We start from the raw sequence: 23385 nt of genomic DNA, 5'->3' as shown, positions 1-23385 counted from the left end.
CCGCTAGAAGGGAATGTCCTCGTCCGTAATTCCCTGGTCGGCATAGTCGTTTGAGGGCGTGGAGGCAGGGGCAGAGGATGACGAGCGTGAGCTGGAATATCCGCCGGAGGAGCTGCTTGCGCCCTCACTACGGCCAGCGCCACCACCCAGCAGAGAGAGTTCGTTGATGAGAATCTCGGTGCGATATTTCTTCTGGCCGGATTCCTTGTCGTCCCAGGAGCGAGTCTGGATCTTGCCTTCAATAAAAACCTGCGTGCCTTTTTTCACGTAATCGCGCACGATTTCGGCGGTGCGCTGAAATGCGACCAAATTGTGCCACTCCGTCTTGTCGGCCCAGTTTCCCTGAGCATCCTTGGCGCGCTCGGCGGTCGCGAGAGAAAAAGAGGCTACCGTCATACCGCCGGCTGTAGTGCGAATCTCGGGGTCTTTGCCGACGTTACCGAGAAGGAAAACTTTGTTGACGCCTTTTGCCATGGTGCACTCCGTTGTTCTTGATCTAATTTTTGCCGATCACTGGACTCAGTCGGGGGTGAGCTCGACCGTTTTGGTTGAATACCATCGCGATCATTTGCCAGCGGCGGGTAAATGAAATGTGATGCCGGGGCTGTCCTTCGATTGTGGATGGATGGGTTGCATCTGCCCGGTACGCAACCAAAATCATACTATAGCGTTGCGATCCGGCGATGTGAGCCTGGGCAGATGGCGGCTGCTGCGATTGGGCATTGTGTTGCCACGGCGCTGCAGGACGGCATAAGTTAGCGATATGGCGAAATTGAGTGCTGTGTGTCGGTGGGCGTTGCTGATCGCTGCTTGCGGGTTGGGGTTTGGGAGGGGGCGGGCGCAGGGAACGGCGGAGAGCGCGGTACCGGAGGTGACGATTGCACCGAAGTCGAGCGCGGCGGTGAGTGCGCGGGTGATCGATGCGGCGAGTGAGCCGGCGATTTCGGCTGAAGAGAAGCTGCAATTGATTCGGCAGCACATCAAGTACGTGTTTGTTTTGTTTCAGGAGAACCGCTCGTTCGATTTTTATTTCGGGAGCTATCCGGGCGCGGACGGACTTTATGCCGGGCCGAACGGCCCTTATGCGCAGGGACAGGTGGCGAGGTTTACGCAGACGATTGTGAATACGGATGGAACGTTGGGGAAGGTGACGCCCTTCAGGATTCCAGCGACGGTGACGGATGCGGCAGGGAAGACGGTGCCGCTTTATCCAGCGGATATTGCTTCGGTGAACCACTCGCATGTGGCGATGGTGCGGAAGATTGCGCTGGATGCGAATGGGGTGGCGCAGAACTCGGAGTATGCGCTGACCGAAGAGGGTGTGACGCTGGTGGGTGGAAAACTTTCCAACGTTCCTACGCTGGAGCGCAAGCAGTTTGGTGAGCTCGTGATGAGCCATGTGGACTGCGACACGGTGCCGTTTTTGTGGCGGTATGCGGATCGGTTTACGCTGTTCGATCACTTCATGGATACGATCGTTGGTCCGTCGACGCCGAATGCCATTGCGATGATTGCGGGGCAGGGCGGCGAGACGCAGTGGATGCTGCATCCGGATGCCGCGGCTACGGGTGGGATAGGGGTGGGGGCTACGGTTCCGATGCTGTCCGATCCTCAGCCTTACTGGGGATCGGCGCTGGACACGGCGGCTCAGTTAAAGCAGCCGCAAGCTCTGCATACGTTCGGAGGCGTTTCGAAGAACCTTACGTTTGCGAGTCTGCCGCTCTCGTTTATGGGCAGCGCGATCAAGAAGACGACGGCACGGGATTATGACCCGGCATTTGATCTGCCGGATGTGCAGGAAGATATCGAAAAGATTGCGGGGCACGGGGTGAGTGCCGTGAACTGGGGCTGGTACCAGCAGGGGTATGACCGTGAGAAGAACGATCCAGATGCAAAGGCGACGCATGATGGATATGTCGCGCACCATAACGCACCGCAATATTTTGGGTATGTCGCGAACAACCCGCTCGCGTCGACGCATCTGCATGGGCTGAGCGATTTCTTTCGGGATTTGGCGGCAAAGCGGCTACCGGCATCGGGAGTGTTTTATGTTCGCGGGGGTTACGGGAACATTGAAGGGTGGAAGCCACAGGATCCGAATCCGAGGCTGGCGACTGTGTTTAATGGTAACGACGATCATCCGGGATACTCGGATTCTCAGGTGAGTGAGGCCTTGCTGGCGGAGGAGATTAATGCGATCGCCGCAAGCCCTTACTGGAGCCAGAGCGCGATCATCATTACGTATGACGAGTCCGATGGCGAGTATGACCATGCGCGGCCGAAGATACGTTCGCAGGATGCGGCGGGCTTGCCGCTGGAGCAGGGGCCGCGAATTCCTGCGCTCGTGATCTCGCCTTATGCGGTGGCGCATGGCGTTTCGCATGTGCCGACGGAGCATAGCTCGGTGATCAAGTTTGTTGATGAGGTATTTACGCTGATCCCGCTGGCCGATCTTCCCGATGAAGAGCGCGGGCGAGAGATTGGTAAAGAGAAGTTTGGGCAAGAACACCTGGGGCCAGCGGACGATAAGGTTCCGGGTGTTGGGGACATGAGTTCGGCGTTTGATGTCTTGCGACTTGAGGGCAAGAGGGCTCCGTTGGACGCGGCGTACGCGATCATTCCGAAGACCGAGATTGATGCGTTCCCGCATGATCAGGGCCGCGGGTGCCGGGTGTTGGGGATTACGCCGACGGATAGCGGGTTGCCTAATCCGGTGCCGAGCGACTTTAATCCGCGGCCGGATTCAACGCCGGGTATTCCCACCGCTGGAGGGTGGACGCCATAGCGCGCGGGTGGGTGGTGGCTGGCGTGCTATCGATGGGATACATGGTTGGCCACGCGCAGATTACACAGGGAGCCTCTACGTTGGAGCGGGTGCGCGCTGCCGGCGTGCTTGGCTGTGGGATTGATCAGGAGGAGCCGGAGTATTCGACGGCGGATGATCACGGTGGGCGCCAGGCGTTTGATGAGGATCTGTGTCGAGCCGTAGCTGTGGCAGTGCTGGGGGAGCATGCGCTGGTTCGGATGGTGAACTATCCGGATGATCGAGCGGCGATGGAGGCGCTGAAGTCGGGAGTTGTGGACATGGTGCCTACGCTTAGCGACGACTTTACGCACTCAGTGGGAACGCATTTGGAATTTATGCGGCCTGTGCTGTGGGATGGGGTTGGGTTTCTGGTGCTCGGCTCGAGCCCGGTCATGCGGGCACGGCAGTTGAGCGGCAAGAAGATCTGCTTCATCGCTGAGACTGCGGTGGAGGAGAGCGTACGGTCGTGGTTTGCGCGCGAGCATCTGGATTATGTTCCGTTTCCTTTTCAGGAGGAGGGAGAGATGGAAGCGGCGTTCGCTACGGGGAACTGTGGTGCGCTGGCTGGAGATCGGACGCGCCTGGCGGGGACGCGGGCGTTGCTGGGGCAGCATGGAAAGCCCACGCGACTGCTTCCGGAGACTATCTCGAAGGATCCACTGGCTGCTGCTGTACGGGATGACGATGCGCAGTGGGCCGCGATTGTGAGCTGGGTGATGGAGGCGTTGGTGCAGGCTGAGGAGAGCGGTGTGGCGAAGGCGAATGCGGCGTCGAGGGGGGCTGAGGTTGGGAAGGCGGGTGGGGGCGATCCGGTGCTGTGGTTTCTGCTGGGAGGATCACAGCAGATCGGGAGCGGGTTGGGGCTTGCGAACGATTGGGTTGTGAAGGTGGTCGAGGCGACGGGAAATTATGGGGAGATCTATGAGCGCGATCTGGGGAGCGGGTCGGCGTTTAAGCTGCCACGCGGGGAGAACGAGTTGCGCGAACATGGTGGTTTGATGATTGCGCTGCCACCGAAGTAGCTATCCGTCATGAGCGGTGGCGCATGTCGCCGAGGAGTTTGGCGAGGCCGAGAAATAGGGTGAAGGCGCTGGTGGGCAAGCAGCCAAGGGCGACGACCAAGGCGAGCCAACCGCCGTTGGTGTGGGGGCCTTCACGGGTGACTCCGCCGAAGACGGTGAAGATAAGCAGGGTGGCGATCGCTCCGACGAGGAGGATGGTGGTGCCGGTGGTGAGGAGCTTGCGGGTGTCTGACTGCATAGGGACAGGGGATAGAGAGTAGGGGATAGAGGATAGAGAAAGCAGCAGACCCTCCGGTTGCGGCGAAGGATGACGGTTAGCGGTAGGCTGCGAGCATGGCGTAGACCACGACTCCGCTGACTGAGACGTAGAGCCAGATGGGGAAGGTCCAGCGCGCAAGCTTGCGGTGGGCTGGGAAGCGGCCTGTGAGGGAGAGGAAGAACGTGATCAGGATCATTGGGAGAGCGACGACGGCAAGGAAGATGTGGGGGAGGAGGAGAATCCAGAGATAGATGAAACGCGCGGTGGGATGCGCGGTCGGGAAGAGCATGTCGCCGTGCAGAACGTGGTTGGCGATGTAGGCGACGAGGAAGGCGCTCGAGACGGTGAAGGCCGCGAACATGCTGTTGCGATGCGCGGTGATCTTGCGGAGCTTGATGTAACGGAAGCCGAGGATCAGGAAGATAGCGCAGAGTGCATTGAGGATGGCGTCTAGCGCTGGGAGAAACGTGAGGTGTGTTCCGGCTGCGTCGACGGGGGGATGGTAGTAGACCAGCCAGGCCAGGAAGATCGAGGCCACGGCGGAGATTCCGATGATGGCGGCGATGATTGAGGTGGGCGTGCGGTAGTTCGGATTGGGTGCGGCGATGGCGGGCATGAATGTTCCTGATGGACTGATGGTTCTGGGTTGCTAGTGAGGCAAGGTCAGAAGATGAGGCGGCCTTTGGCGTCGACGATCATGGCGAGCAGGAGCAGAGGCAAGTAGATGACCGAGACTTTGAGTAGTTGACGGGCGAGGATGCGGTTCTCGGGGTCGTCGGGGGCGCGGGTGATGCGTAGGAAACGGATGGTGGCGGCGAGATAGCCGGCGTCGAGAACTATGGCAGCTACGGCGTAGGGTATGCCGGTGACGTGGAGCCAGGTGGGCCAGAGGCTGGCGGGGATCATGAGGACGGCGTAGAAGAGGGCCTGGAGGGCGGAGGATCGGGCGGCTTCGCTTGAGGGTTGTTGGGTGGCGGCGAGGCGGATGCCGGCGTGGGCGTAGTCGGCACGATAGAGCCAGCCGATGGCCATGAAGTGGGGGAATTGCCAGACGAAGAGGATGGCGAAGAGGGCGACGGCGGGCCACTCGATGACGCCGCGGGCGGCGGTCCAGCCGATGAGGCCCGGAACTGCTCCGGGGAAGGCTCCGATGAAGGTGTTGAGCGACGTGATGCGCTTGAGCGGGGTGTATATCGCTACATAGCTGACCGCGGTGAGCAGGGTCAGCATGCCGGTGATGGGATTGGTCACCAGCGTGAGGTAGATGGATCCTCCGAAGACGAGGAGGAAGCCGAGGATGAGGCCGTGGGCGAGACCGATGCGGTGCTGCGCCATGGGACGATCCGCGGTGCGAGGCATGCGGCGATCGGTGGTGCGCTCGAGAGCCTGGTTGAGGACGCTGGAGCCGGCTGTGACGAGACTGATCCCGAACAGGGCTTTGACGAGTCCGAGGTGGAAGGGCGAGATGCCCGAGGCGAGCGAGCCTAGGTAGAAGCTTGCCGCGGCATAGATGATGACCATCAGTGAGACGCGCGGTTTGACGAGCACAGCGTAGTCGCTGAGCAGCGAGTGGCTGCGGGTGCGCAAGGTCTCTACGGTAGATGTGGCTGTGATGGACACGTCGAACTTAAAGGATATCGCGATTGGGCAGGCTATGCAGGGCATTGATCCTTCGGGACGTAATGGGTTTCTGGTAGGCGCAGCATCCTGATTGGTTCGCCGGCATTCATTGCACTGAAACGGAGGCAACGTTATACTGCGGTTATTGGCAGAGCTGGTGTTTTTCTTGCTGTGCCGCGAGTGAGGTTCGTCTTCAGCCCAAGCGTGAGGGATGTCCAGCTCGGGAATGGTGGGCCGCCTGGTAGGTATGCCGGCGAGTCCGGATGGCGCGCGGTGACACGCGTGCTTCGAAGTTGCAGCACGGCGATGAAGTGGACGGTCGCTGATTTCACCAACATTTTGATGCCTTCCGATTGCCGGGTATGCGGGGCCGCTATGGCTGCGCTGGCGCCGGTGAGGGTTTGTGAGGCTTGCGTTGCGCGGGTGGGAACGCAGGCTGCGACAGAACAGGATGTGTTGTGCACGCGCTGCGGCGACGCCTTGGGGATGGAGTCGGCACGCTTTGCGGCGGCGATGGGCGTGGGCGAGTGCACGATGTGCCGGCTGGCTCCCCCGCAGTTCGATCGGGCTGTGGCCCATGCAAATTACGAAGACGAGATGCGCAGGATGCTGCACCTGCTGAAGTTTGAGGGCATGCGCGGCGTTGCGGAATACGTGCTCGGCGACGCTATGGCTGCTGCGGCGCAGAAGCTGCGGGGCGATGCGGCCGATGAGTTGGTGGTGGTTCCGGTTCCTTTGTTTGCCGCTCGGGAGAAGGCGCGCGGGTTCAACCAGGCGAAGGTGCTGGCTGAGGTGATGATCAAGCGGCTACGTAAGCTCGATCCGCGGTGGACGTTGTCTCTGCAGGGACAAGCGCTGAGCCGGGTGAAGGACACGCGGGCGCTGTATTCGCTCAATCCCACGCAGCGGCGAGCAAGTTTAAAGGGCGCGTTTCGCGTGGCCGATGCGGAGGCTGTGCGCGGGCGCGAGGTGTTGCTGATCGACGACATTATGACTACCGGAGCTACCGCGCGGGAGTGTGCTCGCGTGTTGAAGCGCGCAGGCGCGGCGAAGGTCTGGGTGGTGACGGCGGCGCGGGCGCAGCCGGAGAGCGTTCTCAGTACGGCTCAGCATGACGATGAGAGCTTTGCGATTTGGGATGCAGTTCCGGCTCGGGTGATTGAGCCGGAGGTTGGAAGACGGGTTAGTTTTTAGCAGCGGAATTTCGAAGGACCAATAGAACCGGAGGGCAGGGATGCAGGCTGGCAAATCTAGTGGGGCGAGAAACAAGCGGTCGGGCAATCGACACCATACGACGCATCCTGTGGCGGGGACGGCGCGGGCTGAGGCGATTGACATACGCATGGGTGTGTTTCGGCAGCCGGCCATGCAGACGCCGGTGCTTGTGCTGAATGCGAGCTATGAGCCGATCAATATCTGCGGGGCGCGGCGGGCGCTGGTGCTGGTGCTGAAGGGCGTGGCGCGAACTGAGGAGGAGCAGGGTGCCGTGTTGCATTCCCATCGGATGAACCTGCAGATGCCTAGCGTGATTCGGCTGCTGGAGTATCGGCGGATTCCGCACCAGACGCGGGCGCTGAGCCGGAAAAATATTTTGCTGCGCGACCGGAACACTTGCCAGTATTGCCAGAAGGTTTTGATTGCTTCCGAGCTGACGTTGGATCATGTGGTGCCGCGTTGCCGCGGCGGTTTGTCGACGTGGGAGAATCTGGTGGCTTGCTGCCGGGATTGCAATCGGCGCAAAGGGAGCCTGATGCTGCATGAGCTGACGGAGATGAAGCTGCTGCGCGAGCCGCGGCCGTTTTCGCTGCATACTTCGCGACATATTATGCGGATGATTGGCAGCGCGGATGCGAATTGGCGGAAGTATCTTTACTTTGAGTCGGAGCCGGCGGCGTAGGTCCGGTACGGACGGCGGGAGGCTTAGCGTGGCTGCTATTCAGGGCGTCGGCATGGGGGGTACCCCCCTCCCCCCCTTTGGGTATGACTTGGGCTGTAAAGTAGTCCATTCAGGCGGGTTAGACGGCAAAGTATCCCCCCTCTGGATATGACTTTGGCTGTAAAGTGGTTCAATCAGATGGGTTAGGTGGCAAGGTACCCCTTGCGCGGCTTGTTGGGTGGGAACGCATGACCCGCCAGGTATATGTCGGACCGTTGGCCCTGTTTGATTTGTAGGCTTTTGGGTTGCGATGGGATTGAGGCGTGGGAAGGGTCTAGTTAAATTGTAGCGGGTTGGTGGGGGTGATTATGCCAGGTTTTGGAAATATATATCGCCAGTGTTTATAGGGGGTTTGGCGATTTTTGGGCGGTCTGGGGGCTTGACAGGTTTGGGAGGGCTCGGGGCTAAAGCCCGCTTCCGGTCTGGGGGATTCAGGGGGCTGAAGCCCCCTGCTAATCCGCCAGAACGGGCGCTTGCTCTGCAAGCGAGAAGCAGGTTCCTCGCTGCGCTCGGAATGACAGACAGAAAGGCAAGAGCAACAGCCACGACAACGGCAACAACCAATGCGGGGGTCCTTCGGCTGCGCCTCAGGATGACGGCGAAAAACGAGCAACCGCAAGACTAGAAACAGATCCTCCACCTTTGGCGAAGGATGACAAATCCGGGTGGGTAGCAGGATGACAAACGTGCTGATGGGTTCGGGGGTTATGGCTGGGGTGGGTTGGGGGTGGTGGGGACTTCGGTGCCATAGTGGAGGGTGACGGTGGCGTGGAAGCGCTTGTAGTCGGTGTAGCGGACCGTGGTGCGGACATGGACGGTTTGGGAGAGGGCGTCGGCGTGGGCTGGGAAGTGGAGGGTGCCGTCGGCGCGGGTGTAGATGGGGAACCAGTACTTGCCGTCGATCTGCTGGTAGTACGTGGTGAAGGGCGGGGAGAGGTTTTCGTGGCCGGGGCGCGTGTCTTGCGGGACGGCCTGGCCGTGGATTAGGACGATCTGGTGGTCCTGCTGTGAGAGCCAGATGCGGCCTTGGAAGTAACGGTGATCTTCTACTTGCAAGGATCGGTGATCTTTTAATATCTCGCGGGGGGTGCAGTCGAAGACGTAGGTGTCGAGCTGGTCGACACGTTGGCGGCCGAGGTAGGTGAGGGTATAGTCGGGTAGCTCGGGGGTGGTGAGGATGAAGGGTAGGCGGTGGGCTACGTCGTCGAGGTCGGCTTCGGTGAGGGTGACGCGCTGGAGGGTGTTGGCGGGGGCGAAGACGACGTGCTCCTGGCGGCGGCCGGCGTCGTCGAAGGAGATGTCGGTGAGCTGGTGGTAGGCGCCGTCGGGTTGGTTGGTGTCGGGGGCGAGGGTTTCGAAGGTGACGTCCTGGCGGAAGGTGTAGTGGTCGCGCGCGTTCGCGAAGGCGGATTCTTGCTGGGCCATGTGGGTGAGGATTTGTGGGATGGGGGCGGCGGGGGGCGTGGGGTCGAGAGGGCCGAAGCCTTGTTGGGCTTGGGTGGAGGTGAGAATCGTGGCGAAGAGGAGGAGGGTTCGGGTCATGATGGTGCTTGCTACAGGATAGACGGGTCCTGCGTGGGGGCGGGGGTTAGGGCTTTGGGTGAGAAAGGGTTGAGGGTATGGGTGAGGGTGAGTTCTTCGGGGTCCTTCGGCTTCGGGCTGCGCCCTTCGCTCAGGATGACAGATTTTAGGGAGGGTGGAGAGGGGCGGGGGCGGTCGCGCGTGGCGCGCGATGCCCACATCTCAGAATCGAGATATGGGGCAGTCCTGCGCGGACGGCGAGGGGCTTCGCGTGGTCGGTTCATGTCTGCGGTCACTGGTAGGAATTAGGTCTGGGCGTAAACTGGCGCGATGAAGATCCGGACGATTTGTGCTGCGAGTTTATTGGTGGGGATGGTTTGTGCTGCGGGTGGGCAGGTGGGTTCGGCGAAGAGGCCGATGACGTTTGCGGATTTGATGGCGATGAAGCGGGTTAGCGATCCGCAGGTTTCGGTGAGTGGGAAGTGGGTGCTGTTTTCGGTTACGGATGTTTCGCTGGAGAAGAATACGAAGACGAATCATCTTTGGGTGGTGCCGGTTGATGGCGCTGCGAAAGAGCGGCAGGTGACTACGGGCAGTGGGGAGAGTGGGGGACGGCTTTCGCGGGATGGGAAGGCTGTGATGTATGCGGCGGATGGGCAGTTGGTGGTGGCGGCTTGGGATGATGCGGCTGGGACGATCGGGACGGGGCGGGCGGTGACGTCGTTGGAGACGGGGGCCGATGGTGGAGTTTGGGCTCCGGACTCGAAACATTTTTTATTTGTGTCGGATGTGTATCCGGGGTGCGAGGCGGCTGTGGGGGCGGGGAGGGCTGACGCTGAGGCGAAGTGTAATGCGGAGAAGGATGCGGCGGCGGCTAAGAGTCCGGTGAAGGCGATGATTTTTACGGACTTGCTGTATCGGCATTGGGATCATTATTTGGGGGAGAAGCGGTCGCATATTTTTTGGGGGAGCGTAGAGGGTGGGGCGCCTGAGGATGTCACGCCGGCTAGTGTGGTGGGGGATCATGAGGCGCCTACGTTTTCGTTGAGTGCGCCGGTGGGGTATGCGATTTCTCCGGATGGGAAGGAGATTGCGTATGTCGTGAATTTGGATAAGGTGCCGGCGGAGTCGACCAACAACGATATTTTTGTGTTGCAGGTGGGGGCGGTGCCTTCGTCGGCGAAGAAGGTGTCGACGAGCGCGGGGAGTGATGATGGGCCGGCGTATTCGCCGGATGGGAAGTGGCTGGCTTGGCGGTCGCAGAAGAGGAATGGGTTTGAGAGCGACAAGTTTGATTTAGTGGTGATGGATCGGGGGACAGGGGCGATTCGGGATTTGACTGGGACGCTTGAAAATTGGGTGGATGAGTTTGCTTGGACACCCGAGTCAGAGGGCCTCTTTTACACGACGCCGTTAGCCGGGAACGAGAATATTGATTTCGTCGGCATAGCTGGTAACAAACTAGGGTTTTTAGAGGGGGAGGGTGAGTTTAGCGATATCCTCGTTCTGCCACGCGCAGGGAGCAGCAGCGGTGGGAGCGTCCTGATTGCTGTACGTGTGTCGGTCGAACATCCAGCGGAGATTGTTCGTTTGCCGAAGGAGCACGCGAGAGGTGCGTCGGAGTGGGGTGGTGAAGTCGCGATCACGCACTTGAATGATGTGCTGGTATCGAAGCTTGATCTTCCGAAGATGGAGTCGTATTGGTTTGCTGGTGCGAATGGGACGAAGGTGGAGGGGTTTGTGGTGCGGCCGCCTCATTTTGATGCGGGGAAGAAGTATCCGGTGAAGTTTTTGATTCATGGGGGGCCGCAGGGGAGTTGGGGAGATGCGTGGTCGTATCGGTGGAATCCGGAGCTGTTTGCGGCTAGTGGGTATGTGGTGGTGATGGTGAATCCGCGGGGGTCGACGGGGTATGGGCAGCAGTTTGTGGATGAGGTGTCGGGGGATTGGGGTGGGCGGCCGTATGTGGATTTGATGAAGGGGCTGGATGCGGCGGAGGCTAAGTTTTCGTTCATCGACAAGACGCGGGAGTGTGCGCTGGGGGCTAGCTATGGCGGGTTCATGGCGAATTGGGTGCTCACGCATACAGATCGGTTCAAGTGCATCGTGACGCATGATGGGATGTATGACCCGGTGAGTGCGTTTGGTGCGACTGAGGAGTTGTGGTTTAACGAGTGGGAGTTTCGGCCGTTGGCGGCGGGGGTAGAGAAGCAGATTCCCGGAGGGAATGACAGGAAGAAAAGTAACGGCAACGACGATGTTGTAGAGCAGGGGAAGGCGGCGCGGCCTTGGGATTTTTATGGGAAGCCGGCGGGGGAGGATCCGTTTCGGAAGTGGTCTCCGATGATGTTTATTAAGGATGCGCGGACGCCTACGCTGGTGGTGCATTCGCAGAGGGATTATCGGCTGGATGTTAGCCAGGGGTTGCAGTTGTTTACGGCGCTGCAGTTGCTGGGTGTGCCGTCGAAGATGCTTTATTTTTTCGGATGAGGGGCACTGGGTGTTGAAGCCGCAGAACGCGCAGTTGTGGTGGGAGACTGTCGATGACTGGTGCGATCGGTGGACGGGGATGGGTAAGTATGCGGCGGTGGGGCCGGAGAAGAATCCGTTAGAGGCGCGAGAGAAGTAGTGGCTGGAAGCTGCGAATGGGAGTGCAATGGTAGGCAGGGCTGCAGGTCTCTCCGCTACGCATCACGACAAGAGCGTGATGGTTCGGTCGAGATGACAGAGTTGTGCAGTTAGAGGAGCAACAATGAGTTTTGGGAAGGCAAAGAGTTATGGGGCGGGGGGCTTCAAAGTGAAGAAGCCGAAGCCTCCGCTGGATGTGGCGGGGTTGCTGGAGTTTGCGGTGCGCTCGTTGAGCTCGCAGATGAAGAGTGTGCGCGATCTGCGGCGGAAGATGAGTACGCGTGCGGAGCCTGGCGAGGAGGGTGAAGCAGCGATGGACGCGGTGATTTTGAAGTTGAAGGAGCTGGGGTATCTGAGCGATGAGCGGTTTGCGGCGGACTACACGCGGCTGCGTAAGGAGAATGAGAAATACGGCAAGCGGAGAGTGCAGCAGGGGTTGATGCAGAAGGGGATTGCGCAGGAGCTGACGCAGTCTACGCTGGCTACTGCGTATGACGAGGTGGATGAGGTGGCGCTGGCGAAGGAGTATGTCGCGCGCAAGCGGATGAAGAAGCCGGAGGGAGATAAAGAGATCGCGCGCGCGATGCGGCGGCTGATGGGGGCGGGGTTTTCTACTAAGACGATTTGGAAGGTGCTGAGGAGTTGGGGTGCGGAGGTGGAAGAGGTGGATGTCGAGGACAGTGAGTAGGGGATAGAGGATAGAGTGTAGGGAAAAACGTATGGTGCAGCGGGTGGTGGGGATTGATTGGTCGGGGAGGGTGGATGCGGCCGGGCAGCGGCGGCATATCTGGGCGGGAGTTTGGACGGAGGATCCGCGAGGAAAAGTGAGCGTGCGGTTGGAGGCGGGGAGGACGCGCGCGGAGATTGCGGAGTGGCTGATCGAGATGGCGAAGGAGACGCCGCGGATGGTGGTAGGGTTTGATTTTTGCTTTAGCTTTCCGGCGTGGTTTGTCAGGGATGAGCATGGAGTCGGGAGTGCGCCGGAGTTTTGGAGGCGCGTTGTTGACGAAGGACATGCGGAGAGGTGGTTGATGCGGGGGGCAGAGGATCGGCGGTTTTGGGGGAAGCCGGGTGTGGGTCATCGGGGCGAGCGGCCGGCGGAGTTTTCTGGGGAGCATCTGCATCGGATGTTGCGGGCTACCGATATTGATTGCAAGATTGTGGCGGAGATTCCTGAGGCCGAACGGCAGGCTCGGGTGAAGGGGATTACGCCGAAGAGTGTGTTTCAGATTGGCGGGTCGGGAAGCGTGGGTACGGCGTCGCTGCGCGGGTTTGCGGTGTTGCTGAGGCTGAGGGAGGCGGGGTTTCGGGTGTGGCCGTTTGATGCGCCGTCGCTGGTTGGGCGGGATGCTCGTCCGTTGGTGGTGGAGATGTATACGCGGTTGAATACGGGGGCGGTGAAGAAGTCGAATGCGGCTGCGCGGGCGGCTTATTTGTTGAAGAAGCGGCGGGAGGATGCGGGGTATGCGGCGTTGTCTCGTGGGGTGATGCAGAAGGCGCGCGGTGGGGAGGATGCGTTTGATGCGCTGGTTAGCACGATGGTGATGGCGGAACGGAGGGAGACGTTTGCGCGGCTGCCGATGCCGCGGGATCCGCTGTGTGGGATTGAGGGATGGACTTGGGCGCCGGAGGTTTGAGGGTATTGTGGGAGCTCATGCCCCAGGGGCTAAAGCCCCGCTGTTCGTAATGCATGAGACCCAAGGCTGAAGCCTTGGGGTACGTAGAAGCGAGAACAGAAGAAGCAGATTCCCAGAGGGAATGACAGAAAGAAAGGCAAGGGCAAGAACGGGAGACAGCAGGTTCACTCGCTACGCTCGGAATGACAATTTCTTTCAGAAATTGTCGAAGAAAGGCAAACGCAAACGCAAACGCAAAGGCAAAGGCAAAGGCAGGGGCGGCTAGGGGGTTAGGAGGTTTAGGGTGGGTAGGGGTGGTAGGGCGTTGATCTGAGTGGCCAGGGTGCGGAAGAGTTCTATGGCGCGGAGGCAGTCGGGGTCTAGCGTGTAGTGGATGTTGTGGCGGAGGTAGGTGCGGATGGTGTTGGGGGAGAGGGCTAGTTTCGGTGTCCACTCGTCGACGATCTGCTCGGTGTGGGCTAGGCCGGCGTCGCGGCTGGCGGTAAGGTCGGCGATGAGTTGTTGGGGGGAGAGGCCTGCGGGGGCCAGGGATTCGGGGCGGAGGGCCCAGACGGCGGCTACCCAGGGGAGGCCGGTGAGCTCGCGCCAGAGGTGGGCGAGGTCGAGCCAGAGGAGAGGGGTTTTGGTGGCGTTGTCGATGGCGGTGCGCTGCTCCCGGGCGAGGAGTGCAGGGTCGCCGATGAGGAGCGCGGCGTCGGAGCCGGGGAGCATGGTGGCGAGGTCGGCAGGGAAGTCGACGAAGGTTGGGTAGGTGTGGTGGAAGTGCTCGAAGAGGATGCGGGTGTAGGTGACGGAGCTGCGGCTGGCGGTGTCGGTGGCGACGGTGCGGACTTGTTTGAGGGCTTCGGCGGGAGAGAGCCAGTCGGGATTTTTGACGAGTAGAAGGATGCTGCGGACTTCGTCGCGGCTGGCGATGGCGCAGCCGGGGACGATAGCGAGATCTGGCGTGAGAGAAGCAATGGGGATGAGGCCGAGGTCGGCGGTACCGGCGTTGAGTTCCTCGGCGCAGATGGCGGGCGAGGTGTAGTGGACGTCGTAGTGCTCGCGGAGGGTTGTGGCGGTGGGTTCGTGCTCGAAGTTGTAGAGCAGTGGAGCTGGGTTCAGGAAAGCGATGGTGGAGACGCGTAGAGGCACAGTTTGATTTTAGAAGAAGCGTGCGACACAGCGGTTGGCGCGCGGTTGATGTAGGATGCGAGCACGACGCAGCTGAGAGGTACGCGTGATGATGGATGGGATTGAGGAACGGGCGGGCGCGGCAGTTTCTCCAGAGACGCTGTCGAGTGAGGTTCAAGAAGCGAGGCTGGCGTGGCTGGCGTTGACTTTGACGCCCGGAATGGGGCCGACTCGATGTGGGCGTGCGGTGCGTCGGCTGGGAGCTGCGGGGCGTTTGTTTCATGCGAGCCTGACTGAGCTGGAAGGTGTAGGGATGCCGGCGGAGTCAGCGCAGTTCTGTTTCGATGGACGAGCGCGGGCTGCGGCGGTTGAAGAAGCGGCGCGTGTCCAGGAGCAGCAGGCGAGCTTTCTGACGCCTGAGGATGCGGCGTATCCGGATAGGCTGTTGGAGATATATGATCCGCCGTCGGTGCTTTGGGTGCGGGGTAACGCAGCGCTGCTGAGTCGTGCGGGGATTGCGGTGGTGGGGACCCGACAGCCGACGCCGTATGGATCGGGCATGGCGGAGATGTTGAGTCGCGATTTGGCGCGGCGCGGGATGGTGATCATGAGCGGCATGGCGCGGGGTGTGGACTCGTGTGCGCACAAGGGCGCGCTGGAGGCTGGAGGTGCGACGGTTGCGGTTTGGGGGACGGGGATCGACGTGATTTATCCCAAGGAGAACAAGCGGCTGGCAGAGCAGATTGTCGCACAGGGTGGAGCGATTGTGAGTGAGTTTCCGCTGGGGACGTTTCCGGCGCCGCAGAATTTTCCTATACGGAATCGGACGCTGAGCGGGATGAGTGTCGGCGTGCTGGTGGTGGAGGGTGGGGAATATTCGGGCACGAGGATTACGGCGCGATGTGCGCTGGATCAGGGGCGCGATGTGTATGCGGTGCCGGGTAATGCGACCAATAAGAATGCGTGGGGTCCGAATACATTGATCAAGCAGGGCGCGAAGTTGACGGCGACCTGGGAGGATGTGTGGGAGGATCTGCCGTCGCAGGTGCGAATGGAGTTGGAGGCGGCAGCGGAGGCGCAGGCGGGGAGGAATGAATCTTCTGTGGAGGGAAGTGCATCTTTATTTAACGACCACCAGACGAGCCCTCCCATGAGCGAGCATGAGCGCCTGGTGATGCAGGAGTTGCGGCAGGATGAGACGCTGCAACTTGATGAGTTGATTGAGCGGCTGGAGCTCAAGATGGTCTCGGGTGAAATCTTTACCGCGTTGTTTGAATTGGAACTTAGCGGTAGAGTGAAGCAGATGCCAGGCAAACAATATGTACGGTGCTTCTAAAAAGTTCCTCCGCTAGATTGAGCGAGAGGTGGCGCTGATTCGAAAGTTTTTGCGTCCAACAGGACAAGCAAGTTAGCTCGCAGGCCGATGGATATCGGGGTGCGGTTTGACTTCGACTTGGCTAAACGTGATAGGTTGCAAGGGAATTGGAAACATAGACGCGGCTTTTGCCGTACGTCTATGAATGGGTGTGCGGTATGGCAAAGAATCTGGTGATCGTTGAGTCGCCGGCGAAGGCGAAGACGATCGGGAAGTATCTCGGCAGCGACTACGTGGTGGAGGCCTCGATTGGGCACATCATGGACCTGCCCAAGAACGATATTGGCGTGGAGCTGAAGCATCGGACGTTTGAGCCGACGCTGATCGTGTCTCCAGGCAAAGAGAAGGTGGTGGACCGTCTGAAGAAGCTGGCGGCGAAGAGTGACTTTGTGTTTCTGGCGGCCGATCCTGATCGCGAGGGCGAGGCAATTGCTGCGCACTTGAAGTTCCAGCTGCTGCCGGCTATTCGAAATAAGAGCAACATGCGGCGGGTGACGTTCAACGAGATTACGAAGAAGGCGGTTACGGCTGCGTTTGGGCATACGCGGGATGTGGACGAGAATTTGGTGGATGCGCAGCAGACGCGGCGGGTGCTAGATCGGTTGGTGGGTTATCAGATCTCTCCGCTGCTCTGGGACAAGGTGAAACGCGGGCTGAGCGCAGGGCGTGTGCAGACTGTGGCGCTGCGGCTGATCGTGGAGCGCGAGCGGGAGATTAATGCGTTCCAGGCGGTGGAGTACTGGAATATAGATGCGGTGCTTTCTCCGTCGAAGGGCGGCCAGGAGTTTACAGCGCGCATGGTGGGCGTGCAGGGGTTGCCGATTCGCGTGTCGAATGGCACGGATGCGGATGGGAAAGAGGTTTTCCTGTCGAATGCGCTGCCGGATAAGGGCGCTGTCGATGAGGTGATGGAGCAGCTGGAGCGCGCGACGTGGCGGGTGAAGTCGATTGAGAAGAAGGAGCGGCGGCAGAACCCGCGTGCTCCTTTTACGACTAGCCAGTTGCAGCAGCAGGCGGCGGGGCGGCTGGGCTTCAATGTGCGGCGCACGATGGGCGTGGCGCAACGGCTGTATGAGGGCATCGAGCTGGGAAGTGAAGGCACGGTTGGACTTATTACCTACATGCGAACCGACTCTACCAACATGAGCGCGGATGCAGTGAAGGAGATTCGCGAGTGGGTGAATAAGAAGTTTGGCGGGAAATATTTACCCGAAAAAGCGAATATTTATAAGAGCAAGAAGGATGCGCAGGAGGCCCACGAGGCCATTCGTCCGACGAACGTTAGCTTCGTTCCGGATGAGGTGCGGAAGTATCTTTCGGATGAACAATATCGGCTGTATAAGCTGATCTGGGAGCGCGCGGTCACGAGCCAGATGACGGCTGCGGTGTTCGACCAGACGACCGTGGAGATTGAGGCTAAGGCCGAGGCGACGTATGACTTCCGGACGACGGGCAGCATTCTGAAGTTCGATGGCTGGCTGCGGTTTGAGGAAGAGACGAAGAAGGCGAAGGCCTTGCGAGCGGCTGCAGAGGCGAAGGCGGAGGCTGCGGAGAAGAAGCAGATCTCGCAGAGCGCGGATGCGGAGGATGCCGAGGGGGCGAAGGATTCGACGTCGGAGGAGAGCTCGGCGGATCGGCGGCTGCCGGAGTTAAAGGATGGGCAGGGTTTGGAGCGGGTGCGGCTGGATCCGCAGCAGAAGTTTACGCAGCCTCCGCCGCGGTTCAATGAGGCGAGTTTGGTGAAGACGCTGGAGGAGAAGGGGATTGGGCGGCCGTCGACGTATGCGTCCATTATCAATACTATCCAGGAGCGCGATTATGTGAAGAAGCTCGCGCAGAAGCTGGTTCCGACCGAGATTGGGATGGTCGTAACGGAGCTGCTGGTGAAGAACTTTCCGTACATCTTTGAGACCGGCTATACGGCTCAGCTGGAGAGCGAGCTGGATGCAGTGGAAGAGGGGACGGAGAAGTGGACGGACCTGCTGAATGGGTTCTATACGCACTTTGAGAAGGAGCTGAAGGTCGCCGAGACGGGGATGGAAGACATCAAGGCGATGGAGCAGGCTACCGATGAGATATGCGAGAAGTGCGGAGCTCCGTTGATTTTGAAGTGGGGCAAGTTTGGGAGCTTCTATTCGTGCTCGAACTTTACCAAGGTGAAGCCCATTACCGTGGCGCAGGGGCCGCTGAAGAAGGACCCCAAGGCGGCGGTGAAGAAGGTGCTGGATACATTCGAGTTCCCGATGTATGTGAAGGCAATGAATGAGGATACGACTGAGTCGAGCACCAAGGTTGGGGACAAGGCGGAGCTGATTGCGGCGCTGCAGGCGGCTGCTGGGCAGGGGAATAAGCTGGTCGTGGAGCCGGAGAGCTGCGACTTTACCAAGGAGAATTTTGCGGCTAAGCCGGATTTGAACTCGCCTGAGGCTCAGGATGCGGAGCAGGAAGAGGAGTTTTGCGATAACTGCGGACGGACGATGGTGCTGCGGAATGGGCCGTGGGGGCCGTTTATGGCTTGCCCCGGGTATAACGAGGATCCGCCGTGCAAGACGATTCGGAAGCTGACGCAGAAGGTGCAGTCGAAGCCGCCGGTAGTCTTGGAAGAGCCTTGCCCCAAATGCGGAAAGCCATTGCTCCAACGCGATGGGCAGTATGGGGAGTTCATTGCTTGCTCGGGGTATCCGAAGTGCAAGTATGTGAAACAAGAGCTGTTAGAGGTGCCTTGTCCGAAGTGCGGCGGCGAGGTTGCGGTGCGCAAGAACAAGCGTGGCGACACGTTCTATGGGTGCACGCGGTATCCGAAGTGCGACTTTACCAGCAATCAGAAGCTGGTGAATGAGACTTGCCCGAAGTGCGATTCGGCTTATTTGGTGGAGTATGCGAATGCTGAGGGGACGTTCCTGATTTGCCCGAATAATCGTGAGGCGTTGCCGAAGCGGCGGCCGCGTAAGGGGGCGAAGGAAGAGGATGTTGCGACTGCTCCTAACTGCGGCTATGAGAAGAAGATAGGACCTCCAAAGGTGAAGGAGGAGGCGCCGGAACGGCATCGTCCGGATCCGGAGAAGACGCGTGCGGTGGTGGAGGCGGTAGCGTAGAACTCTAGTTTGCACGAAAGGATATGGGGTTCTGGAGGAATCGCGCAGAGGACTTCCCGTTTCCAGTAGGTTTATGGTATAAAGGTAGAGGCACGCGGCTCCAACTGCGACTTGGACGCTTTCTACTGCTTCGCATGTGCGAGGACGTCTGGTCGCTGCAACTGACTGAAACTATTGGAAGGGCGTATATGGCAAAGGCGATTTGGAACGGACAGACGATTGCTGAAAGCGACAAGGTAGAGACCGTTGAAGGGAACATTTATTTCCCGGAAGAGACTGTAAACAGGGCATTTCTGCGTCCCAGTTCGACTAGTTCGAACTGCCCATGGAAGGGTATGGCACGGTATTACACGGTGCTTGTGGATGGACAGGAAAACCCGGATGCGGCATGGTATTACCCGAATCCAAAATCTGCGGCGAAGACCGTCAAGCATCATGTGGCGTTCTGGCGCGGAGTTGAGATTATCCCCAGTTAGTTGCGGGCCGGTAGCGAAAGTTATTCTGGACTGGCAGTACAAAGATCGCCCCGCTGGGGCGATCTTTTTTGCGCGGCTTAGGTGGGTTTCGGGTTACGCAGCGGCTGCTTTAGCCTGGTTTCGGATAGCGGATTTCGATGGTTTTGGAGACTGGCAGTCAAGTTTCCTTTACGTGGGTCATTTGGCGCAGTTGCGCGCCCATTTCGGGACAGATGGAGCGAGTGCGGGCTGGTTTGCTGCGTGCTAGTCTGAGGGTGCGCTAAGGGCGCATCCGGTCCGCGGGAAGGACAGAAGTCCACCTGGTTGTTTTGCAGCGCGTCGACGACGAACTCACTTTCTGCCCATCGTAAGCGGACCCGGGCGAGCGAAAGGAAGTTCGTTATGCCGGTACGCGTTCTCCCTCCGAAGCCAAACCTCGAACATTTGAAACATCAAGCTAAAGATCTGCTGAAGCAGCGTGCGGCGCGTCTGCCGGAAGCTGCGCATAGGATTCGCGAGTTTCATCCGCGGTTCGAACCTTGTGGGGATGCGGAGATTTTTAATGCTAGCTTCCGCCTGAGCGATGCACAGCTTACGGTTGCGCGTTCGCATGGGTTCGCGACTTGGGCACGGCTGAAGCGGCATGTGGAGAGGCCGACCCTGGCTGATCGGCTCGACTTGCCGCATCACGAGCGTATTGAGGATCCGACGTTTCGTCGGGCGGTGGATCTGCTGGATGCTGGCGATGCGGTCGGTTTGAGAAGACTGTTGCAAGCTCATCCGAAGCTGGTGAAACAACATGTGCTGTTTGAAGGGAAGAATTATTTCCGGTCGCCTACGCTGCTTGAGTTTGTCGCGGAGAATCCCGTGCGGCATGGCAAGCTGCCGCCGAACATTGTCGAGGTGACTCGGGTGCTATTGGAGGTGGGAGCAGACAAGGCGGCGCGCGATGAGACGCTGATGCTGGTGGCTACGGGTAGCGTTGCGCGGGAGTGCAAGATGACGCGCGAGTTGATTGCGTTGCTCTGTGAGTATGGAGCGGATCCGGACGAGGCGATTCGGCCGGCTGCGATTCTCGACGAACATGATGCGGTGCTGGCGTTGATGGACCAAGGGGCGAAGGTGGACGCGGTGGTCGCGGCTGCGCTTGGGCGTGCGGATGAGTTTGGTCGAAAACTTAAAACAGCGACCGCGGACGATCGTTGGCTGGCGCTTGCGGTGGCTGCTCAGTTTGGTCACACCGAGATCGTGCGCGCGCTGCTAGAGGCGGGGGAAGATCCGAATCGCTACAATCCGTCGGGCGGACATGTTCATGCGACGCCTCTGCACCAGGCGGCGCTGGCGGGGCATGAGGAGGTGGTGCGGTTGTTGGTGGGACGGGGCGCTCGGCTGGATTGGAAAGACACGATGTTCGGTGGAACTCCGGCGGACTGGGCGGCGCATGCGGGGAAGACGGAGGTGGAGGAGTATCTTCGGTCCTGCGCGGACGGCGGGAATTGATTGGACTCGGCGAATAGAGCTTCGAGCAAAGACTAAGGCAGCCGCAAAAGAAGAAGTAGATCCCTGCGGGATGACAACCAGAAAAGCAAAAGCAGCGGCAACGGCAACAGCAACAACAAAAGAAGAAGCAGATCCCTACGGGATGACAGCCAGAAAGCAAAGGCAAAAGCAAAGCCAAGGCAAAAGACAAGACCACGGCAACGGCAACTGCAAATGCTAGTGGCGGGTGAGGGTGATGAGGCGACACATGCGGATAGATAGCAGGAAGTTTTGGTGTCGCTTCAATGGGGCGTGTTTATGCCGAACGAGGTGTAGACCATAAGCGTATGACGGCGGCGAGGAGGAGCAGAGCTGCGAGCCGGGGGAACCATGCGCCGTAGCGGTCGAACAGAGTGCGGTCATGATGCAGCGGGACGTCGACGAGTAGCGAGGCGAAGGGCGCGGTGTTGGTTCGAGTCTCGCCGAGGATGCGGCCGCGATCGTCGGTGACGGTGAGGAATCCACTCTTGGCTGCGTGCGCGATGGCGTATCCGCCTTCTACGCCACGCATGATGGCGATGTGGCCGTGCCAGGCGCGGTCGATGTTGAAGTCCCAGGCTGGATCGAGTAGCAGGTCGATGCCGGCGCGTCCGTAGTCGAGCGCTGGGTAGATGAAGTCCATGTCTTTGCAGATGGCGACGCCGATGGGCGCTGGTGAGTTCGAGAGCAGGGTGAGCGCGGTGCCGGGCTTGAGGTCCGATTCAAATGGCGGGAGCATGTGCTGCTTGTCGTAGGTGGTGATGGGCTGGTTCGGGGTGTATATGCGCGCCTCGTTGAAAGAGTCGGGAGCGACTACATGGAGGACGCCGAGGATGAGCGTTGCGCCGGTGCGGTTGGCTACAGACTGCAGGATTGGGTCGATGGTCTGCGTGTTGCTGCTGAGCAGAAGGCCGGTCTTCTCAGGCATTACGATGATGGTTGCGCCCTGGCGGGCGAGGCTCTCGGCGTGGTCAGCGTAGCTTTGGGCGAGGGCTTGCATTTCGGTGGGCTGTTGCGCGAAGACTACGGTGTCGGTGTCGAGGAGACCTACCTTGATGGTCTGCTTCGAGGTTGGTGTGGCGAGGCGGATGGCGCCGAAGATGATCGCCGCGGCAAGAATGGCGAAGGTCGATCCTGTGATGAGCGTTGCGTGCGGCAGGCTTCGGCGGTGGAGATACAGAGCGGTGGCGATGGCGGTCGGAAACAGAAGCAGCAAAAAGCTGATGCCCCACGGGCCAGTGAGCGACGCGACTTGCAGGATGGGCAAAAAGTGTTCCTGCGTGTAGGCGAGGCTGCCGGCTGTGCCGTTGGTGGGGGCGAAGCTGGCGAGATATTCGACGACGGACCAGAACGCTGGCAGGGCGATGACTGCGCTGAAGACGGCGCCGCGATGGAGCAGTACGCGGAAAAGAAGGACGCCTGCGGCGAAGAGCAGCGAGGCGATCGAAAACGGTATGAGCCATGCCCTTAGCGGGGCGCCCAGCACGAAATAGAGGTAGTAGAGCATGGTGAAGCTGCTTAAAAAGATGGAGAGAGCGGCGGCGGCGGCGGCGATGCGCCACGAGGTTGTCTCTGCGGCGAGCACCAGTACGGGGATGAAGGCTATCCACATCACGGGCCATACGGGGTTCATACCATTGCCGACGAGAAGCAGAGCGGTCGTGGTGAGGACAGTGAAAGTCGCGGCGAGGATGGGACGTTTATGGACGAAGACCATTGAGGTATCTCCTGAAACAACGTTGGTAAAGCTTGCGGAATTGCTTTTCGGTCTGGGCAATACGGTCGCCTAGATAAAGCACGATGAGGCCATGCGAGAGCGCGCTTAGCTCGAAGGCAATCTCTACCGCGTCGTCGGTTTGCAGCTCGCCGGCGCGCATGGCCTGTTCGAGGATGGTTACAGTGGGGTTGAAGGTCGGGGAGCGGCGGGCCTTGAAGTCCCGGGGATAGACGCGCGCGCCTTCGCGGGGGACGAGGAACATGAGCTCGTAGAGGTTGGGGGATTGCAGCGCGGCGTCGAGGAAGACTTCGCCCACCTGCATGAGGCGATGTTCGACGTCGCCCTTGAGGTGGATGGACTGGAGCTGGGCGGCGAGGGCCTGGAAGCCGTCGTCGGCGACGGCGTTGAGGAGGCTGGCGCGGTCGGCAAAGTGGCGATAGATGGCCATGGGGGTAATGCCGACTTTTTCGGCGACGGGACGCATGGCGACGGCGGCAACCCCTTTGCGATCGAGGAGGTCTCGCGCGGCCGCGAGGATAGCGTCGGAAGTGGTTGGCTTTGGGGTAGCGGGTTTGGTTGATCGGCTCATAGGTCTACACCGTATACTAACCACTGTATACACCGTATACCCGATTGTTTGCAAGTGGGGTTTATTGGATGTTGAGAATCACAGATTTAGCCTT

At 59.9% G+C, this 23385-nt stretch carries 22 protein-coding genes; 13 read left to right on the top strand and 9 right to left on the bottom strand.

The features are described 5' to 3' along the window. Positions 1–3 precede the first annotated feature (3 nt). A complete protein-coding gene (locus tag GSQ80_RS16800; RefSeq protein WP_158788830.1) occupies positions 4–474 on the bottom strand; it encodes a single-stranded DNA-binding protein in 471 nt (156 codons plus the stop codon). Between the two features lie 289 nt (positions 475–763). Here GSQ80_RS16800 and GSQ80_RS16795 point away from each other — a divergent pair, with 289 nt between their 5' ends. Further along, positions 764–2785, top strand: coding sequence for a phospholipase C (locus GSQ80_RS16795; RefSeq protein WP_158788829.1), 2022 nt, complete (start codon positions 764–766; stop codon positions 2783–2785). 32 nt (positions 2786–2817) lie between these two features. Beyond that, positions 2818–3828, top strand: a complete 1011-nt coding sequence (locus GSQ80_RS16790) for a transporter substrate-binding domain-containing protein (RefSeq protein WP_158788828.1) — start codon at positions 2818–2820, stop codon at positions 3826–3828. 7 nt (positions 3829–3835) lie between these two features. On the opposite strand, the gene GSQ80_RS16785 is transcribed toward GSQ80_RS16790, so the two are convergent. From GSQ80_RS16785 to cyoE, 3 genes are all read right to left on the bottom strand, one after another. Beyond that, positions 3836–4066 (bottom strand): hypothetical protein, encoded by a 231-nt coding sequence (locus GSQ80_RS16785; protein ID WP_158788827.1) that lies wholly within the window; start codon positions 4064–4066, stop codon positions 3836–3838. Between the two features lie 76 nt (positions 4067–4142). After that, positions 4143–4703 carry a DUF420 domain-containing protein gene (locus GSQ80_RS16780; protein WP_158788826.1) on the bottom strand — a complete coding sequence of 187 codons (561 nt, stop codon included), beginning with the start codon at positions 4701–4703 and terminating at the stop codon, positions 4143–4145. 47 nt (positions 4704–4750) lie between these two features. Further along, on the bottom strand, positions 4751–5674 hold the full coding sequence (cyoE, locus tag GSQ80_RS16775; protein WP_254059717.1) for a heme o synthase: 924 nt from the start codon (positions 5672–5674) through the stop codon (positions 4751–4753). 339 nt (positions 5675–6013) lie between these two features. Between cyoE and GSQ80_RS16770 the strand changes: the two genes are divergently transcribed. Further along, positions 6014–6901, top strand: a complete 888-nt coding sequence (locus tag GSQ80_RS16770; protein ID WP_158788824.1) for a ComF family protein — start codon at positions 6014–6016, stop codon at positions 6899–6901. 40 nt (positions 6902–6941) lie between these two features. Beyond that, positions 6942–7604, top strand: coding sequence for an HNH endonuclease (locus GSQ80_RS16765; RefSeq protein WP_254059716.1), 663 nt, complete (start codon positions 6942–6944; stop codon positions 7602–7604). 744 nt (positions 7605–8348) lie between these two features. On the opposite strand, the gene GSQ80_RS16760 is transcribed toward GSQ80_RS16765, so the two are convergent. Together GSQ80_RS16760 and GSQ80_RS16755 are read right to left on the bottom strand one after the other, a co-directional pair. Continuing rightward, positions 8349–9185, bottom strand: coding sequence for a hypothetical protein (locus GSQ80_RS16760; RefSeq protein WP_158788823.1), 837 nt, complete (start codon positions 9183–9185; stop codon positions 8349–8351). Positions 9186–9196: 11 nt separating this feature from the next. Beyond that, complete coding sequence (locus GSQ80_RS16755; protein WP_158788822.1) at positions 9197–9385, bottom strand: hypothetical protein; 189 nt, start codon at positions 9383–9385, stop codon at positions 9197–9199. Positions 9386–9494: 109 nt separating this feature from the next. Here GSQ80_RS16755 and GSQ80_RS16750 point away from each other — a divergent pair, with 109 nt between their 5' ends. From GSQ80_RS16750 to GSQ80_RS16740, 4 genes are all read left to right on the top strand, one after another. Next, positions 9495–11654: a S9 family peptidase gene (locus tag GSQ80_RS16750; protein ID WP_254059715.1), complete on the top strand. Its 2160-nt coding sequence runs from the start codon at positions 9495–9497 to the stop codon at positions 11652–11654. Between the two features lie 10 nt (positions 11655–11664). Further along, complete coding sequence (locus GSQ80_RS23675; RefSeq protein ID WP_256369907.1) at positions 11665–11793, top strand: hypothetical protein; 129 nt, start codon at positions 11665–11667, stop codon at positions 11791–11793. A gap of 123 nt (positions 11794–11916) precedes the next feature. Further along, complete coding sequence (locus tag GSQ80_RS16745; protein ID WP_158788821.1) at positions 11917–12480, top strand: regulatory protein RecX; 564 nt, start codon at positions 11917–11919, stop codon at positions 12478–12480. A gap of 31 nt (positions 12481–12511) precedes the next feature. Next, complete coding sequence (locus GSQ80_RS16740) at positions 12512–13429, top strand: hypothetical protein (protein ID WP_158788820.1); 918 nt, start codon at positions 12512–12514, stop codon at positions 13427–13429. A 261-nt stretch (positions 13430–13690) separates the two neighbouring features. Here the strand turns inward: GSQ80_RS16740 and GSQ80_RS16735 are convergent, their stop codons facing one another. Continuing rightward, the gene (locus GSQ80_RS16735; RefSeq protein ID WP_158788819.1) at positions 13691–14563 is read right to left on the bottom strand and encodes a menaquinone biosynthesis protein; all 873 of its coding nucleotides are present in this window, start codon (positions 14561–14563) and stop codon (positions 13691–13693) included. Positions 14564–14651: 88 nt separating this feature from the next. Here GSQ80_RS16735 and dprA point away from each other — a divergent pair, with 88 nt between their 5' ends. The 5 genes from dprA to GSQ80_RS16710 all read left to right on the top strand — a co-directional run bounded on the left by dprA (position 14652) and on the right by GSQ80_RS16710 (position 21187). Beyond that, the gene (gene dprA, locus GSQ80_RS16730) at positions 14652–15878 is read left to right on the top strand and encodes a DNA-processing protein DprA (protein WP_254059714.1); all 1227 of its coding nucleotides are present in this window, start codon (positions 14652–14654) and stop codon (positions 15876–15878) included. 197 nt (positions 15879–16075) lie between these two features. Beyond that, positions 16076–19012 (top strand): type I DNA topoisomerase, encoded by a 2937-nt coding sequence (topA, locus tag GSQ80_RS16725; protein WP_158788818.1) that lies wholly within the window; start codon positions 16076–16078, stop codon positions 19010–19012. Between the two features lie 188 nt (positions 19013–19200). After that, complete coding sequence (locus tag GSQ80_RS16720) at positions 19201–19488, top strand: DUF427 domain-containing protein (RefSeq protein ID WP_158788817.1); 288 nt, start codon at positions 19201–19203, stop codon at positions 19486–19488. A gap of 381 nt (positions 19489–19869) precedes the next feature. After that, positions 19870–20967, top strand: a complete 1098-nt coding sequence (locus tag GSQ80_RS16715) for an ankyrin repeat domain-containing protein (RefSeq protein WP_158788816.1) — start codon at positions 19870–19872, stop codon at positions 20965–20967. A 70-nt stretch (positions 20968–21037) separates the two neighbouring features. Beyond that, complete coding sequence (locus GSQ80_RS16710; protein WP_158788815.1) at positions 21038–21187, top strand: hypothetical protein; 150 nt, start codon at positions 21038–21040, stop codon at positions 21185–21187. A 75-nt stretch (positions 21188–21262) separates the two neighbouring features. Here the strand turns inward: GSQ80_RS16710 and GSQ80_RS16705 are convergent, their stop codons facing one another. Both GSQ80_RS16705 and GSQ80_RS16700 read right to left on the bottom strand, forming a co-directional pair. Then, complete coding sequence (locus tag GSQ80_RS16705) at positions 21263–22702, bottom strand: nitrilase-related carbon-nitrogen hydrolase (protein ID WP_158788814.1); 1440 nt, start codon at positions 22700–22702, stop codon at positions 21263–21265. Beyond that, positions 22686–23291 carry a TetR/AcrR family transcriptional regulator gene (locus GSQ80_RS16700; RefSeq protein WP_158788813.1) on the bottom strand — a complete coding sequence of 202 codons (606 nt, stop codon included), beginning with the start codon at positions 23289–23291 and terminating at the stop codon, positions 22686–22688. Before GSQ80_RS16700 ends, GSQ80_RS16705 begins: the two co-directional genes overlap by 17 nt. Positions 23292–23385 lie beyond the last annotated feature (94 nt).

Origin of the sequence: Granulicella sp. L46 (assembly GCF_009765785.1) — a bacterium.
Classification (GTDB): Bacteria; Acidobacteriota; Terriglobia; order Terriglobales; family Acidobacteriaceae; genus Granulicella.
This window is presented reverse-complemented; position numbering and strand designations above follow the sequence as displayed.